13 protein-coding genes are annotated in these 15,936 nt (G+C 65.2%); all 13 read left to right on the forward strand.

The genetic code is table 11. The features are described from left to right. The first annotated feature begins 13 nt into the window (after nucleotides 1-13). The 13 genes from recG to smc all read left to right on the forward strand — a co-directional run bounded on the left by recG (nucleotide 14) and on the right by smc (nucleotide 15,935). Nucleotides 14-2,293: an ATP-dependent DNA helicase RecG gene (gene recG / locus CH278_RS16935; protein ID WP_027496667.1), complete on the forward strand. Its 2,280-nt coding sequence runs from the start codon at nucleotides 14-16 to the stop codon at nucleotides 2,291-2,293. Between the two features lie 110 nt (nucleotides 2,294-2,403). Then, nucleotides 2,404-5,820, forward strand: a complete 3,417-nt coding sequence (locus tag CH278_RS16940) for a pyruvate carboxylase (RefSeq protein ID WP_032383422.1) — start codon at nucleotides 2,404-2,406, stop codon at nucleotides 5,818-5,820. Further along, nucleotides 5,817-6,389: a 16S rRNA (guanine(966)-N(2))-methyltransferase RsmD gene (gene rsmD, locus CH278_RS16945; RefSeq protein WP_094622419.1), complete on the forward strand. Its 573-nt coding sequence runs from the start codon at nucleotides 5,817-5,819 to the stop codon at nucleotides 6,387-6,389. Before CH278_RS16940 ends, rsmD begins: the two co-directional genes overlap by 4 nt. A 128-nt stretch (nucleotides 6,390-6,517) precedes the next feature. After that, on the forward strand, nucleotides 6,518-7,006 hold the full coding sequence (gene coaD, locus CH278_RS16950; protein WP_027496670.1) for a pantetheine-phosphate adenylyltransferase: 489 nt from the start codon (nucleotides 6,518-6,520) through the stop codon (nucleotides 7,004-7,006). Between the two features lie 199 nt (nucleotides 7,007-7,205). Further along, a complete protein-coding gene (locus tag CH278_RS16955; RefSeq protein WP_045841865.1) occupies nucleotides 7,206-7,997 on the forward strand; it encodes a DivIVA domain-containing protein in 792 nt (263 codons plus the stop codon). Between the two features lie 91 nt (nucleotides 7,998-8,088). Continuing rightward, entirely contained in the window at nucleotides 8,089-8,697 is a 609-nt protein-coding gene (locus tag CH278_RS16960) for a YceD family protein (protein ID WP_027496671.1), read from the forward strand. Then, entirely contained in the window at nucleotides 8,698-8,880 is a 183-nt protein-coding gene (rpmF, locus tag CH278_RS16965; protein ID WP_032397784.1) for a 50S ribosomal protein L32, read from the forward strand. Nucleotides 8,881-8,906: 26 nt separating this feature from the next. Continuing rightward, a complete protein-coding gene (gene rnc / locus CH278_RS16970) occupies nucleotides 8,907-9,689 on the forward strand; it encodes a ribonuclease III (protein WP_027496672.1) in 783 nt (260 codons plus the stop codon). Beyond that, nucleotides 9,689-10,555: a bifunctional DNA-formamidopyrimidine glycosylase/DNA-(apurinic or apyrimidinic site) lyase gene (gene mutM, locus CH278_RS16975; protein ID WP_094622420.1), complete on the forward strand. Its 867-nt coding sequence runs from the start codon at nucleotides 9,689-9,691 to the stop codon at nucleotides 10,553-10,555. Before rnc ends, mutM begins: the two co-directional genes overlap by 1 nt. A gap of 49 nt (nucleotides 10,556-10,604) precedes the next feature. After that, nucleotides 10,605-11,033 (forward strand): OsmC family protein, encoded by a 429-nt coding sequence (locus tag CH278_RS16980; protein ID WP_027496674.1) that lies wholly within the window; start codon nucleotides 10,605-10,607, stop codon nucleotides 11,031-11,033. Next, complete coding sequence (locus tag CH278_RS16985) at nucleotides 11,033-11,929, forward strand: SMP-30/gluconolactonase/LRE family protein (RefSeq protein ID WP_057474107.1); 897 nt, start codon at nucleotides 11,033-11,035, stop codon at nucleotides 11,927-11,929. The genes CH278_RS16980 and CH278_RS16985 overlap by 1 nt, the downstream gene beginning before the upstream one ends. Next, nucleotides 11,926-12,201 carry an acylphosphatase gene (locus tag CH278_RS16990; RefSeq protein WP_027496676.1) on the forward strand — a complete coding sequence of 92 codons (276 nt, stop codon included), beginning with the start codon at nucleotides 11,926-11,928 and terminating at the stop codon, nucleotides 12,199-12,201. Before CH278_RS16985 ends, CH278_RS16990 begins: the two co-directional genes overlap by 4 nt. A 59-nt stretch (nucleotides 12,202-12,260) precedes the next feature. Continuing rightward, nucleotides 12,261-15,935, forward strand: coding sequence for a chromosome segregation protein SMC (smc, locus tag CH278_RS16995; RefSeq protein ID WP_032400564.1), 3,675 nt, complete (start codon nucleotides 12,261-12,263; stop codon nucleotides 15,933-15,935). The last annotated feature ends 1 nt before the right edge of the window (nucleotide 15,936 follow it).

A 15,936-nucleotide genomic window follows, 5' to 3' on the forward strand; every position in this document is an offset into this window, starting at 1 on the left:
GAATTTCGGAACAATGGCAACGCTGGTGGATCGGCTCGACGATGTCCTCGGAGCGGCGGCTGCGGCACCGCTGGCCGAGGTGTTCGGCATCCATACCGTCGAAGACCTGCTGCGGCACTACCCGCATCGCTACATGACGCACGGTTCCGAGCTCGGCGAGAAGGAACCCCCCGAGGGGGAACACATCACCATCGTCGCCACCGTGGAATCGGCCACCTTGCGTTCGATGAAGAACCGCAACGGTCAGTTCCTTGCCGTCACCCTTGCGGCCGACGGGCAGCGGATCGAAGCCACGTTCTTCAGCCCGCACAAGCTCAAACACGTGGTCGTGCCCGGGCGGCGGGGCATGTTCTCGGGCAAGGTCAAGTATTTCGGTCGGCGGTGGAACCTCACCCACCCCAGTTACGTGATCCTCGGGGGCGACGACAACGACGGGGCCATCGTCCCCGCGGGTCGCATCGTCGGCGGTGGCACGCTGGCCGGCCTGGCGCGTGGCTCGGTCGATTCGTCCGGAGCCGTCGACATGTCGGTGTTCGACCGCGCCTTCGTACCTATCTATCCTGCGGCGAAAGATGTCGAGAGCTGGACATTCATGCGCTGCGTTCGGCAGGTACTCGATCAGCTGGACGACGTGGTCGATCCGCTGCCGGAATCGGTGCGCCGCGAGCGTGGCCTCATCGACATCGACGCCGCGCTGCGTTCGGTCCACTTTCCCGATACTGCGGCGGACAAGGACGCCGCCCGGGAACGATTGAAGTTCGACGAGGCATTGGCTGTTCAATTGGTACTCGCGGACCGACGACGCGACGCGTCCGACCGGGTAGCTGCGCGGTGCCCACCGATCACCGACGGCATCGCGGCGGAGTTCGACCGCCGGTTGCCGTTCGAGTTGACGGTCGGTCAGCACCAGGTTGCTGCGGAGATCGCCAACGACCTGTCGGGTCCGCATCCGATGTCGCGTCTGTTGCAGGGCGAGGTCGGCTCGGGTAAGACCATCGTCGCGTTGCGTGCCATGCTGCAGGTGATCGACGCCGGACACCAGTGCGCACTGTTGGCACCGACGGAAGTGCTTGCCTCCCAACATGCGCGATCGATCCGATCGATGCTCGGCACGCTGGCCGCCGGTGGCGAGCTGGGATCGCACGAGCTGGCCACCAAGGTGGCTCTGCTGACGGGGTCGATGTCCACTGCGGCAAAGCGATCGGCCCTGCTCGATGCCGTGACAGGTGATGCCGGGATCGTCATCGGCACCCACGCTCTCATCGAGGATCGGGTCGAGTTTCTCGACCTCGCGATGGTCGTCGTGGACGAGCAGCACAGATTCGGTGTGGAGCAGCGAGATGCCTTGCGCGCGAAGGCTCGTGGAAACACCAGCCCGCATCTCCTCGTGATGACGGCGACACCGATTCCGCGCACGATCGCGATGTCGACACTGGGGGACCTGGAGACGTCGGTACTGACGGAGCTTCCGCGCGGCAGGTCGCCGATCGTCAGCAACGTCGTCCCGGCCAGATCCAAACCCGGATGGGTGGATCGAGCCTGGCAACGGATTCACGAGGAGGTCGCGGCCGGCCGACAGGCCTACGTGGTCTGTTCTCGTATCGGTGACGGCGATGATGCGGACACGGGCAAGAAGAGCGGAGCGGCGAAGAAGGCTGCGCCGAAAGTGGAGGACGGGCCGGAGACGACGGCTGCCGTGGATCTCTACGAGACGCTCTCCGCCGGGCCGATGGCCGATCTGCGTGTGGGGCTGCTGCACGGTCGACTGTCCGGTGACGACAAGGACATCACCATGTCGGAATTCAACGCGGGTGAGATCGACGTGCTCGTCTGCACGACGGTGGTCGAGGTGGGCGTGGATGTACCCAATGCCACGGTCATGGTGATCATGGATGCCGACCGCTTCGGCGTCAGCCAGCTCCACCAGCTGCGTGGGCGAATCGGCCGCGGCGGGCATCAGGGGCTGTGCATCATGATCAGCTGGCTCAGCCCGGGCGGTGGGTCGTTCGCTCGGCTCGAGGCTGTGGCCGCCACCAACGACGGGTTCGAGCTCGCCAAACTGGACCTGGCGACCCGCCGAGAAGGTGACGTGTTGGGAGCCGCGCAGTCGGGCACGGTGACCGGACTTCGGTTGCTCTCGTTCATCGACGACGAGGACATCATTTCCGACGCCCAGGATTGTGCCCGGTCGTTGTTCGCGCGGGACCCGTCTCTGGCCGACAATCCCGGCATCGCGTCGATGATGCGTTCGGCGTGGCGATCCGACAGAATCGACTACCTCGACAAGTCCTGACCCCGTCGCAGTCCGCACTGCACCGTTTCAGTAGCCGAAATTGAACAAAAGTTCCCGCATCGTGGGATCAGTACGCCTCCGGGGCTCTGTCTGCCGGGTAAGTTGAGCCAATGTTCTCCAAAGTTTTGGTTGCCAACCGCGGCGAGATCGCTATCCGCGCCTTCCGTGCGTCCTACGAACTCGGTGCCTCGACGGTGGCGGTGTTCCCGTTCGAGGATCGAAACTCGGTGCACCGAACGAAGGCCGACGAGGCGTATCAGATCGGGGAGAAGGGCCATCCCGTTCGGGCGTATCTCTCGGTCGACGAGATCGTCGCCGCCGCCAAGCGTAGCGGTGCCGATGCTGTGTACCCCGGCTACGGATTCCTTTCCGAGAACCCGGATCTCGCCGCAGCCTGTGTGGAGGCGGGCATCACGTTCGTCGGGCCCTCCGCCGATGTCCTCGAGCTGACCGGTAACAAGGCGCGTGCGATCGCCGCTGCGAAGGCCGCGGGACTACCGGTGTTGGCGTCGTCGGAACCGTCGTCCGATATCGACGAATTGGTCGCGGCATCGGAGTCGATGACTTTCCCGCTGTTCGTCAAGGCCGTGGCAGGTGGCGGTGGTCGCGGAATGCGCCGCGTGGCCGAGCCCGAGCAGCTACGCGAGTCCATCGAAGCTGCTGCGCGCGAAGCGGAGTCGGCGTTCGGCGATGCGACCGTGTTCCTCGAGCAGGCAGTGATCGACCCCCGTCATATCGAGGTACAGATTCTTGCCGACGGCCAAGGAAACGTCGTCCATCTCTTCGAGCGCGATTGCAGTGTGCAGCGTCGACACCAAAAGGTGATCGAGTTGGCACCGGCACCCAACCTTCCTCAGGAACTACGCGAGAAGATCTGCGCCGACGCCGTGGCGTTCGCCAAGCAGATCGGCTATTCCTGCGCCGGTACCGTCGAGTTCCTTCTCGATACCCGCGGCAATCACGTCTTCATCGAGATGAATCCGCGAATTCAGGTGGAGCACACAGTCACCGAAGAAGTGACCGATGTAGACCTGGTGCAGTCGCAGCTGCGTATCGCCTCCGGTGAGACGTTGGCGGACCTGGGATTGCAGCAGGAGAACATCGTGTTGCGCGGTGCAGCGTTGCAATGCCGCATCACCACCGAGGATCCCGCCAACGGATTCCGGCCCGACGTCGGCCGCATCACTGCCTACCGCACCCCGGGCGGTGCCGGCGTGCGCCTCGACGGTGGCACGACGTTGGGTGCCGAGGTCGGTGCCTACTTCGACTCGATGCTCGTCAAGCTCACCTGTCGTGGCCGCGACTTCGACACTGCCGTGGCGCGCGCTCGACGTGCGGTGGCGGAGTTCAGAATTCGCGGTGTCGCGACGAACATCCCGTTCCTGCAGGCGGTTCTGGTCGACCCCGATTTCACCGCAGGACGCGTCACCACCTCCTTCATCGAGGAACGTCCGGAACTGCTGACGTCGCGTTCCTCGGGTGACCGTGGCACCAAGATCCTCACCTACCTGGCCGACGTGACGGTCAACAAGCCGCACGGGGAACGTCCCTCGCCGGTGTACCCGCACGACAAGCTGCCCGAGGTCGACTTCTCGGCTCCCATTCCCGACGGCTCCCGGCAACGGCTGCTGGCGCTCGGGCCGGAGGGGTTCGCCCGCGATCTGCGCAATCAGAAGGCGCTCGGTGTCACCGACACCACGTTCCGTGATGCCCATCAGTCGTTGTTGGCAACGCGTGTGCGCACCAGTGGTCTGCTCGGCGTAGCGCCGTACGTGGCGCGAACGACGCCGCAGTTACTCTCGATCGAGGCCTGGGGAGGGGCGACGTACGACGTGGCGTTGCGCTTCCTGCACGAGGATCCGTGGGAGCGGTTGGCGAGCTTGCGAGAAGCCGTGCCCAACATAGCGATTCAGATGTTGCTGCGCGGCAGGAACACCGTCGGATACACCCCGTACCCGGAGAAGGTCACCCGTAGCTTCGTCGCCGAGGCCACCGACACCGGAATCGACATCTTCCGTATCTTCGATGCGCTCAACAACGTCGATCAGATGCGTCCGGCGATCGATGCAGTGCGCGAAACCGGTACGGCCATCGCAGAAGTGGCACTGAGTTACACCGGCGACCTGTCCAATCCGAACGAGAACCTGTACACGCTCGACTACTACCTGAAGTTGGCCGAGCAGATCGTCGATGCCGGCGCGCACGTGCTGGCCATCAAGGACATGGCGGGTCTGTTGCGTGCCCCCGCGGCCAAGACGCTGGTGACGGCGTTGCGGTCCAACTTCGATCTGCCGGTGCACGTGCACACCCACGACACTCCCGGCGGACAGCTCGCTACCTATCTCGCTGCCTGGGAAGCCGGAGCCGACGCGGTCGACGGTGCCTGTGCTGCGATGGCAGGAACCACCAGTCAGCCCGCGCTGTCGGCGATCGTCGCCGCGGCCGCGCACACCGAGCGCGACACCGGTCTCGACCTGCAGGCCGTCTGCGATCTCGAGCCGTACTGGGAGGCCGTGCGAAAGGTGTACGCGCCCTTCGAGTCCGGGCTGCCGGCACCGACCGGTCGCGTGTACACCCACGAGATTCCGGGCGGCCAGCTGTCGAACCTACGCCAACAGGCTATTTCGCTCGGTCTCGGTGATCGCTTCGAGACGGTCGAAGCCAATTACGCTGCGGCCGACCGCATGTTGGGTCGATTGACCAAGGTGACGCCGAGCTCGAAGGTCGTCGGCGATCTGGCTCTTGCGCTCGTGGGTGCGAATGCGTCCGCCGAGGAATTCGCCGAGGACCCCAGCCGGTACGACATTCCCGATTCCGTTGTCGGGTTCCTACGCGGCGATCTCGGAACACCCGCCGGTGGCTGGCCCGAGCCGCTGCGCACCAAGGCGCTCGAAGGCCGAGGTGCGGGCAAGCCGGTGACGCCGCTGACCGACGAGGACGAAAAGAACCTCGACGGGACGTCGGCGCAACGCCGTACCACTCTGAATCGGTTGCTCTTCCCCGGCCCCACAGCGGAACTCGAAGCTCATCGAGAGAAGTACGGCGACACGACCCGATTGTCGGCCAACCAGTTCTTCTACGGTCTGCGTCAGGGCGAGGAGCATCGAGTCACGCTCGAGAAGGGCGTCGAACTGCTCATCGGACTCGAAGCGATCTCCGACCCGGACGAACGCGGTATGCGCACCGTCATGTGCATCCTCAATGGGCAGCTACGTCCGGTGTCGGTGCGCGATCGGTCCATCGCGAGCGAAGCACCCACCGTCGAGAAGGCAGACCGCTCCAATTCCGGACACATTCCGGCTCCGTTCGCCGGGGTGGTCACCCTGGCAGTCGAGGAGGGCCAGAAGATTTCGGCCGGCGACACCATTGCCACGATCGAGGCGATGAAGATGGAGGCAGCGATCACCGCACCGCGGGGCGGCTCGGTCACTCGTCTGGCGATCTCGGGCGTACAGCAGGTGGAGGGCGGCGATCTGCTCGTCGTCATCGGTGGGGGGTCGACGGGCGAAGAGGCCGGGAGCGAATGACCCGGATCGTCGCGGGCGTTGCCGGGGGTCGTCGATTGGCGGTCCCCGGCCAAGGCACCCGGCCCACGTCGGAGCGGGTTAGAGAGGCACTGTTCAGTGCGCTCGAAAGTCGGATGGAGCTCGACGGGGCCGCGGTGTTGGATCTGTTCGCAGGGTCGGGTGCGCTCGGACTCGAAGCACTCTCACGTGGGGCCGCGTCGGCGGTGCTGGTCGAATCCGACGCACGGGCGGCCGCGGTAGTGCACAAGAACATCGAATCGGTCGGCCTGACCGGAGCTTCGGTCAAATGCGCGCCGGTGGCCTCGGTCCTGGCCGGCACCGCCGACGCGGCCTACGACCTGGTGTTGGCAGATCCGCCGTACGCCGTCACGGATACCGCCGTGGCCGGCCTCCTCGAGCGGCTCGTGAGCGGGGGATGGCTCTCGGTCGACGCGGTGGTCGTGCTCGAACGGTCGTCGCGTTCGCCGGAGACCGTATGGCCGACCGGGCTCGTGCCGGAGAAGTCGAAGAAGTACGGCGAGAGCCGAATCGAGATCGCAATCCGGTCAGGAGTGGAGCCTGCGGAATGACCGGGTTGGGTCAGGAGTGGAGCCGGCGGAATGACCGGGTTGGGTCAGGAGTGGAGCCTGCGGAATGACCGAAGTGGTCAGGAGTGGAGCCGGCGGAATGAGCTGTCTCAGCTGATAGGTTCGCGGGCATGACTGGCGCACTGTGTCCTGGATCCTTCGACCCGGTGACCATCGGTCACCTGGATATCTTCGAGCGCGCGGCGGCCGCCTTCGACGAGGTGGTGGTGACGGTGATGGTGAACAAGAGCAAGAAGGGCATGTTCAGCGTCGAGGAGCGGATCGAGATGCTCGAGGTCGCGACCGAGCATCTGCCTAACGTTCGGGTCGGTTCGTGGTACGGCCTGCTGGTCGATTACGCACGGCAAGAGGGCTTTTCGGCGATCGTGAAGGGTCTTCGGAGTGCTGTCGACTTCGATTACGAGTTGCAGATGGCGCAGATGAACCGGACGCTGACCGGAGTGGACACGGTGTTCCTCCCTGCGAATCCGGCGCACAGTTTTCTGTCGAGCTCGTTGGTCAAGGAGGTGGCCACGTTCGGGGGAGACGTCACCGGTATGTTGCCGCCGTTCGTGCAGGACCGGTTGATGTCGCGTATCGCCGAGCGTGCCGCCCAGTAGTTCGATGGCGCAGTAGTTCGATGGCGCAGTAGTTCGATGGCGCAGTAGTTCGATGGCCCAGTAGTTCGAAAGGGCGACACACCGGGTGGGTATAGCGCAGACCGGCGTATCGGCGGGCAGACTGAGAAGCGAAGAACTGTGGGTGTCGTCTGCGGAGCAGATGCGTTCACGGTGGCAGATTCGACGATTGGGGTAACCGGTGTACCGCGTATTCGAGGCGCTCGACGAGCTCGTCGCCATTGTCGAGGAGGCGCGCGGCGTTCCGATGACTGCCGGGTGCGTCGTCCCTCGCGGCGATGTCCTGGAACTGCTCGACGACGTCCGTGACGCAATCCCCGGCGAGCTCGACGACGCGCAGGACGTGTTGGATCATCGCGACAAGCTGGTGGGTGACGCGCGGGCGACGGCGGAGAAGACCGTCACCAGTGCGAACGCCGAAGCTCAGGACACGGTGGAGAACGCACGCGACTCGGCGGACCGCATTCTCGCCGACGCCAAAGCCCAGGCCGATCGCATGGTGTCCGAAGCGTCGGCGCATGCCGATCAGCTCGTGGCCGATGCCGAAGCCGAGGCCGAGCGAACGGTTCTCGAAGGCCAGCGTGAGTACGAGGCGCTGACCGTTCGCGCTCGCACCGAGGCCGATCGGATGATCGAGTCCGGTACGGCGTCGTACGAGCGGTCGGTCGCAGACGGCACCGCCGAACAGAACCGGCTCGTCTCGGAGACGGAGGTCGTTCAGGCGGCCCACGCCGAGTCGGCTCGGGTGATCGACAGCGCACACGCCGAATCCGATCGGATGCGCAGCGAGTGCGACGTCTACGTCGACACCAAGCTTGCAGAGTTCGAGGAGTTCCTCAGCGGCACCATTCGGTCGGTGGGTCGCGGTCGGCAGCAGCTGCGCACCGGCTCGGGCGTCCCGGACTACGGCAACGAACCGTACGGTGACACCTCCTACGGAAGTGCAGACCAGGGACGTCGTAGTCGGCACTGACCCGTCACGATTTGCTCACGTATGCGCAGATGCGTATCGTTGTGTGGTTGCTTACCGACAGTAGGCACACCGACAGTAAGGAAGATCAGCCGTGCCCCCGCCCAAGAGAACGACGCGTCCCGAACTGGACGCAGGATTCGTTCTGGACATTCTCAACCTCGGTCGTCGACCCGGGTCGACGAAAACCATCGAGCGGACGGTTCCGGCTCCTTCCCGAATCGGCCTCGATGCCATCGCCATCGAAGCCGGTGTACCGGTTTCGCTCGATCTGCAGTTGCAGGCGGTATCCGAGGGCGTTCTCGTCACCGGTTCCGTACGAGCTGCCACGGCCGGTGAGTGCACGCGCTGCCTCGACCCGGTCACTGGCAATGTCGACGTCTACCTCACCGAGCTGTTCGCTTACCCGAACAGCATCACCGAGGAGACGACGGATGCGGACGAAATTCACCGCATCGTCGACGACCTGATAGACCTCGAACCCGTCATCGTCGACGCGGTCGGTCTGGAGCTTCCACTCCACCCCGTCTGCAGTGACGAGTGCGAGGGATTGTGCCCAGAATGCGGCGTTCGCCTGGCGATTGCTGAATCCGGCCACAGTCACGATACAATTGATCCTCGCTGGGCTGGACTTGCAGCCAAATTTGGCGTGGATCCAGAACCGAGCACAGAACTTGTGAACAACGAAGCCGAGGAGAAGTAAGTGGCTGTCCCGAAGCGCAAAATGTCGCGTTCCAACACGAGGTCGCGTCGTGCACAGTGGAAAACCACTGCGCCCACCCTCGTGACGTGCCCCAACCGTGGTTGCGGCGAGAAGACGCTGCCCCACATCGCGTGCCCTTCGTGCGGTACCTACAAGGGCCGCCAGGTCGTCGCAGCGGTCTGATTCCCGCTCAGGTGACAAACGAAGTAGTGGACCGACACAACGGCGGGCCACAGAACAATAGCTCCACTGCCGTCAGCGGCGGGGACGACCGAGAGTCGCTCCTCGCCGCTATCGGTGTTTCTCTATCCGAACCCTTGTTGACGCTTGCTCTGACGCACCGGTCGTTCGCCTACGAGCACGGTGGTCTGCCGACCAACGAACGGCTCGAGTTCTTGGGCGATTCCGTGCTCGGCTTGGCGGTCACCGAGCACCTGTACGCGGTGCACCCCACCAAGTCCGAAGGTCAGCTGGCCAAGATCAGAGCCAGTGTGGTCAACATGCATGCGCTCGCCGAGGTGGCTCGTGATCTCGGTGACGGCGGCCTCGGTCGTCATCTGTTGTTGGGGAAGGGCGAAGAGCAGACCGGCGGGCGCGACAAGCCCAGCATCTTGGCCGACGGTATGGAGTCCTTGCTGGGTGCCATCCACTTGCAACACGGAATCGATGTTGCCCGCACCGTGGTTCTGACACTGTTCGCCGGCTTGCTCGATCGGGCTCCCAAGCTCGGTGCGGGTCTGGATTGGAAGACCAGCCTGCAGGAGTTGACTGCGGAACGTGCACTGGGTGTCCCCGCGTACGAGATCTCGTCCACCGGACCCGACCACGACAAGGAATTCACGGCCACCGTGCTCGTCGGCGGATTCCCGCGCGGCGTCGGGGTGGGCCGGTCGAAGAAGGAAGCCGAGCAGAAGGCTGCCAGCACGGCGTGGAACTCGTTGTCGGACAACGAGACTCCTGTCGTTGCCGACTCCGCATCCGACTCTTCCTGATGCCCGAACTGCCTGAGGTCGAGGTGGTCCGGCTCGGCCTGGAATCTCACGTGGTCGGCAAGACGGTGCGCTCGGTGGAGGTACTGCACCCTCGCGCCGTTCGGCGACACGACCTCGGCGGCCTCGATCTTATCGGCCAGTTGCGTGGCCAGCGCATCGCCTCGGCTCAGCGGCGTGGCAAGTATCTGTGGCTGGTGATGGAACCCGGCGCTTTCGCGACCGTCGTCCACCTGGGTATGAGCGGGCAGATGCTCGTGCAGCCTCCCACTGCCCCGGACGAGAAGCACCTGAGAATTCGAGCTCGCCTGGACGACGGTAGCGACCTCCGCTTCGTCGACCAACGGACCTTCGGCGGTTGGGCACTCGCTCCGATCGTGACGGTGAACGGAACCCAGGTACCCGAACCGGTCGCGCACATCGCCCGCGATCCTATCGACCCACTGTTCGATGCCGAATCGGTGGTGAACGTGTTGCGCGGCAAGCACACCGAGATCAAGCGGGCACTGCTCGACCAGACAGTGCTGTCCGGTGTCGGCAACATATACGCAGACGAAGCGTTGTGGCGCGCGAAGATTCACGGCAATCGAATCGCAGAAACACTGACGCGTCCCGCGCTTCGGCGTCTGCTGACCGGGGTCCACGCGGTGATGGGGGAGGCCCTCGCTCAAGGCGGAACCTCCTTCGATGCGCTGTACGTCAACGTCAACGGGCAGTCCGGCTACTTCGACAGGTCGCTCGATGCCTACGGGCAGGAAGGACTGCCCTGTTCGAGGTGTGGCGCACCGATCCGGCGCGAAAAATTCATGAACCGCTCCTCGTTCAGCTGCCCCACCTGCCAGCCGCGGCCGCGACACCTCCGGACCTGACCTCATTCCGCAGGCTCCACTCCTGAACCGCCCGCCTAGTATTTCGGTCATGGCAGAACAGAGCACGCCGACCAACCTCTGGGTCGAGCGCACAGGCACACGTCGATACACCGGTCGCAGTTCGCGGGGAGCCGAGGTGCTCATCGGGTCCGAATCTGTCGAGGGTGTTTTCACTCCGGGGGAGCTGCTCAAGATCGCCCTCGCGGCGTGCACGGGCATGAGCTCCGACGTCCCGCTCTCTCGTCGACTCGGTGACGACTACTCCGCCACCGTCGAGGTGTCCGGGGCCGCCGACCGCGAGAACGAGCTCTATCCCGAGTTGAACGAGATCCTTCGAGTCGACCTCAGCGCGATGGACCCCGAGGCGCAGCAACGCCTGCTGACCGTCGTCGAGCGTGCCATCGACAAGGTGTGCACGGTCGGGCGGACCTTGAAGGCCGGAACGACGATCAACCTGGACATCGACGTGGACGCCTGATGAAGTCTCGGGCGATCCTCACCGCGGCGTTGCTCTGCGGCGCGTCGATCGCCGCGGCCCCGGCCGCACAGGCGTCGAGTGCGTGTACTCCGTGGTCGGTGAGCACAGTGGCGTCGGGATTCGGGATGCTCGAGAATCTGGAGTTCGACGGCCGCGGCTCGATGATCGTTTCCGAGACGTCGCCGATCGGACCGGGTGCTCTACGTAGCGTCGCGCCGAACGGAGACCGGGGCACTCTGGTGTCGGGCGTCGAGTCACCCGGCGGCTTGGTGCGGGACGGAGACACCCTGTACTTCACCACCGGAAACAGTGCGGCCGCAGGACTTTTCGATTCCTCGACCGGAACGATCGACGCGCTCGATCTCGATACCGGTGGTCGCTCGACGTACGCGTCGGGCCTGGCGATGCCCAACGGACTGGCGAGATCGGAGACGGGTGATCTCTTCACCACCCGTAATCTGGGTGTCGCTGCAGGCCTGAGCCGGATCGCGACCGATCGCACCGTGTCGACGGTACGTACGGATCTGGGGTCTGCCAACGGGATTGCGATTGCGCGCGGAAAGATCTACGTGGGCAACACGTTCGATGTCGAGCCCGTCGTGTACGTCCTCGACGAGCAGGATCCGTCCGGTTCGGTCTCGCGTGTTCGCGTCGACGGATTCGGACCACTCACCATGTCGGACGACCTGACCGTGGGTGTCGACGGAATGATCTATCTCGCACAGAATCTCGCGGGACGAGTTATTCGCATCGACCCGACGTCGGGGTCGTCGTGTGCCGTGGCGACAGGTGTGCCGCTGACATCCGCGGTCGCGTTCGGCGGGGTGGGATTCGACCCGACGTCGTTGTACGCAACGAGTTTCGACGGATCCGTCCGAGAGTTGAGCCCGGCATGAACGACGAGCGTCTGACGGCGTGGGTGCACGGCCTGGTGCAGGGCGTCGGGTTTCGGTGGTGGACTCGATCGCGTGCTCTCGAACTCGGTCTCGTCGGTCATGCGACCAACCACGCCGACGGACGGGTGCTGGTGATCGCCGAGGGACCGCGCGATCGTCTCGACGCGCTTCTCGAACTGCTACGCGGCGGTGGAACCCCCGGCACGGTGACGCTCGTCGTCGAGAGTTGGGGGTCGGCCCGCGGTGATCTGAGCGGTTTCGTCGAGCGCTGACCTGCACTACCGGAGGCTGGGCGCGCGGGTGGGCACCTGGCCGGTAAAGTACGGACGCTATGTATCTGAAGAGTCTGACGCTCAAGGGCTTCAAGTCCTTCGCTTCGGCGACGACTCTTCGATTCGAGCCCGGTATCACCTGCGTGGTCGGACCGAACGGCTCCGGTAAATCGAATGTCGTGGACGCTCTGACCTGGGTGATGGGCGAGCAGGGTGCCAAAGCCCTGCGCGGCGGCAAGATGGAAGACGTCATCTTCGCGGGAACCTCGGGTCGAGCGCCGCTGGGTCGGGCCGAGGTGACGCTGACGATCGACAACTCCGACGGAGCGCTGCCGATCGACTACTCCGAGGTATCGATCACCCGCCGCATGTTTCGCGATGGTGCGGGCGAGTACGAAATCAACGGAAGCTCCTGCCGTTTGATGGACGTCCAGGAGCTGCTGAGCGACTCCGGTATCGGGCGCGAGATGCACGTGATCGTCGGGCAGGGCCGGCTGGCGGCGATTCTCGAATCCCGCCCAGAGGACCGGCGAGCATTCATCGAGGAAGCTGCCGGCGTTCTCAAGCACCGCAAACGCAAGGAAAAGGCGGTCCGCAAACTCGACGCGATGCAGGCCAATCTCGCGCGACTGACCGATCTGACGACCGAACTGCGTCGGCAACTCAAGCCGTTGGGTCGGCAGGCCGAGGTCGCACGTCGAGCGCAGACGGTGCAGGCAGACCTGCGCGACGCCCGCCTCCGGCTGGCGGCAGACGATTTGGTGGCCAGGCGAGAAGAATTCGCCAACCAGACGCAGGACGAGGAAGCGGCTCGCGAGCAGTATGCGATGGTGCAGGACGCCCTCGAGGCGGGGACCGTAGCCCTCGCCGAACACGAGCAAGCCGTGGCTCGCCTGACGCCCAGCGCCGAAGCCGCCGGGCAGACGTGGTTTCGACTTTCCGCGCTGGCCGAACGAGTCAACGCGACTGTTCGCATCGCGCACGAGCGGGCCCGGCACCTCGACTCCGTGCAGAGCGCCGGTCGAGGGCAGGACCCAGACGAGCTGGAGGCACAAGCCGAGCGGGTTGCCGAAGAAGAGATGGAACTCGTCGAAGCCGTGGAGATGGCGCGGGAAACCCTCGAAGCGGCCCGCGAACAGTTGGCCGAACGAGAGTCGGCGGCTGCGGCTGCGGAACGGGCGCACCTGGCGGCCGTGCGTGCGGTGGCCGATCGCAGGGAGGGCTTTGCACGCTTGTCCGGGCGGGTCGATACTTTCCGGACCAAGGTCGAATCGATCGACGCCGAGGTGGCACGCCTGTCGGTGGCCATCGACGAGGCCCGTGAACGGGGCGAGGCGGCCCAGCGCGAGTTCGAGAGCGTGCAGGACCAGGTCGGTACCCTCGACGCCAGCGAACTGAGCTTGGACACCCACTACGAGCGCGCAGTGGCTGCGCTACGTCATGCCGATGCGCGTGTCTCGGAATTGCAGGCAGAGGAACGCACCGCGGGTAAGCGGGTGGCGTCCTTCGAAGCGAGGATCGAGGCGCTGACGATGGGCCTCGAACGAAAAGACGGTGCCGGCTGGTTGGTGGAGAACGAACAGGACGGACTGTCGGGACTGCTGGCCGGGCACCTGACGGTCGAGCCGGGATACGAGATCGCGGTCGCAGTCGCGATGGGACCGGCGGCCGACGCTGCCCATGCAGAGTCCTTCGCCGCTGCCCGCGATGCAGTCCTGGCGCTCCGCGCCGCGGACGGTGGTCGCGCAGCCATAGTGCACAGCAGTTCCGTTGCAGTGCAACCACTCTCACGTCCCGAACTTCCTGATGGCGCGCGGTGGGTGCTCGATCTCATCGACTACCCGGACCGCCTGGCCGGTGCCATGACGGCATTGCTCGACGGCGTGGTTGCCGTCGACTCGCTCGACACCGCGCACCGACTCGTCTCCGACAACGGCCGACTGCGCGCGGTGACCAAGGACGGCGACGTCGTAGAACCCGGGTGGGTGACCGGAGGATCGGACCGACGGCCCAGCACGCTCGAAGTGCAATCCGCCATCGACACCTCGACCGTCGAGCTGGCTGCGGCCGTGCGCCGGGCCGAGGAACTCGATGCTGCGCTCTCCGGTGCACTCGCGGAACAGCGCGACCGACGTGAATCGGCGGAGCAGGCTCTGGCTGCCCTCAACGAATCCGATGCCGCTATGGCAGCTGTGTACGAGCAGCTGGGCAGGCTCGGTCAATTGGCGCGGTCTGCTCATGCCGAGTCGGCACGGTTGACGACGCAGCGTGATTCGGCAGAGACGAGTCGCGAGGAAGCGGTCGCTCGGCTGGCCGAGCTCGAAGACAGCCTGCGATCCGCCGAGGACGAACAATCCGGGTTCGTGGGAGACGGTGAGAGCGGCGACGCGGCCACCACGATGGAGCGTGAAATGGCGGCGGCCGCGCTCACCGAGGTTCGCGCCGTGGAAGTCGAAGCTCGGCTGAACGTGCGCACCGCGGAGGAGCGTGCGCAGTCGGTCCGGGGACGGGCAGATTCGCTACGCCGGGCGGCGCGAGCCGAGCGGGAGGCCAGAGCCAGGGCCGAGAGGGAGAGCGCGGCTCGGCGTCATGCTGCCGCGGTCGCTGCCGCAGTGGCGGAGTCGGGTGAAGAGCTCGCGACTCGTCTCGGGGCGGTCGTCGCTGCTGCCGCACGACGGCGCGACGAGCTCTCGGCCGAACGGACAACGCGCACAGCCGAACTCGACACGGTGAAGGAGCAGGTTCGGGCACTGCAGGGACAGTTGGCCTCGATCACCGACGCGGTGCACCGCGACGAGGTGGCGCGTGCCCAGGCCGCTCTGCGCATCGAGCAACTCGAGACGACCATTCTCGAACAGCACGGGATCGGGCTCGACGATCTGGTGGCGGAATACGGCCCCGACGTCCCGCTGCCTCCGACCGAACTCGAAATGGCCGAGTACGAGGCGGCCAAGGAACGCGGTGAGCAGGTGGTGGCACCCGCCCCGATGCCGTTCGACCGCGCCACTCAGCAGGCGCGTGTCAAACGCGCCGAACGGGATCTGGCCACGCTCGGCAAGGTGAACCCGCTGGCTCTGGAAGAGTTCGCGGCACTGGAAGAGCGATACAACTTTCTGTCCACCCAGCTCGAGGACGTCAAGTCCGCGCGCAAGGACCTGCTCGGGGTCGTCGCCGACGTGGACGACCGCATCCTGCAGGTGTTCACCGAGGCCTGGCTGGACGTCGAGCGTGAATTCACCGGTGTCTTCGCCAAACTGTTCCCCGGGGGCGAGGGACGGCTGATTCTGACCGACCCGTCGGACATGCTCACCACCGGAATCGAAGTGGAAGCACGGCCGCCCGGCAAGAAGGTCAAGCGGCTGTCGCTGCTGTCCGGCGGCGAGAAGTCGCTGACGGCCGTTGCGATGCTCGTGGCGATCTTCCGTGCTCGACCGTCGCCGTTCTACGTGATGGACGAGGTCGAAGCAGCGCTGGACGACACCAACCTGCGGCGACTCATCGGTTTGTTCGAGCAACTCCGCGAGAAGTCGCAACTGATCGTCATCACGCACCAGAAGCCGACGATGGAAGTGGCCGACGCCCTCTACGGCGTCAGTATGCGCGGTGACGGCATCACCACCGTCATCTCGCAGCGGCTCAATCGCGAGCGCGTCGCCGTCGATGCAGTCGAACCTGCCGTCGAGGCCGCCGAACCGGACGTGTCGGTGCCCAGCGACACCGATTCCGCGACGTGAG

The sequence above is a fragment of the Rhodococcus sp. 05-2254-5 genome, from assembly GCF_002258575.1.
Classification (GTDB): Bacteria; Actinomycetota; Actinomycetes; order Mycobacteriales; family Mycobacteriaceae; genus Rhodococcoides; species Rhodococcoides fascians.

Excerpts from the sequence above, each read along its gene's own strand:
- recG (WP_027496667.1), top strand. The coding sequence starts at position 14 with ATGGCAACGCTGGTGGATCGGCTCGACGATGTCCTCGGAGCGGCGGCT.
- CH278_RS16940 (WP_032383422.1), top strand. The coding sequence starts at position 2,404 with ATGTTCTCCAAAGTTTTGGTTGCCAACCGCGGCGAGATCGCTATCCGC.
- rsmD (WP_094622419.1), top strand. The coding sequence starts at position 5,817 with ATGACCCGGATCGTCGCGGGCGTTGCCGGGGGTCGTCGATTGGCGGTC.
- coaD (WP_027496670.1), top strand. The coding sequence starts at position 6,518 with ATGACTGGCGCACTGTGTCCTGGATCCTTCGACCCGGTGACCATCGGT.
- mutM (WP_094622420.1), top strand. The coding sequence starts at position 9,689 with ATGCCCGAACTGCCTGAGGTCGAGGTGGTCCGGCTCGGCCTGGAATCT.
- CH278_RS16980 (WP_027496674.1), top strand. The coding sequence starts at position 10,605 with ATGGCAGAACAGAGCACGCCGACCAACCTCTGGGTCGAGCGCACAGGC.
- CH278_RS16985 (WP_057474107.1), top strand. The coding sequence starts at position 11,033 with ATGAAGTCTCGGGCGATCCTCACCGCGGCGTTGCTCTGCGGCGCGTCG.
- CH278_RS16990 (WP_027496676.1), top strand. The coding sequence starts at position 11,926 with ATGAACGACGAGCGTCTGACGGCGTGGGTGCACGGCCTGGTGCAGGGC.
- smc (WP_032400564.1), top strand. The coding sequence starts at position 12,261 with ATGTATCTGAAGAGTCTGACGCTCAAGGGCTTCAAGTCCTTCGCTTCG.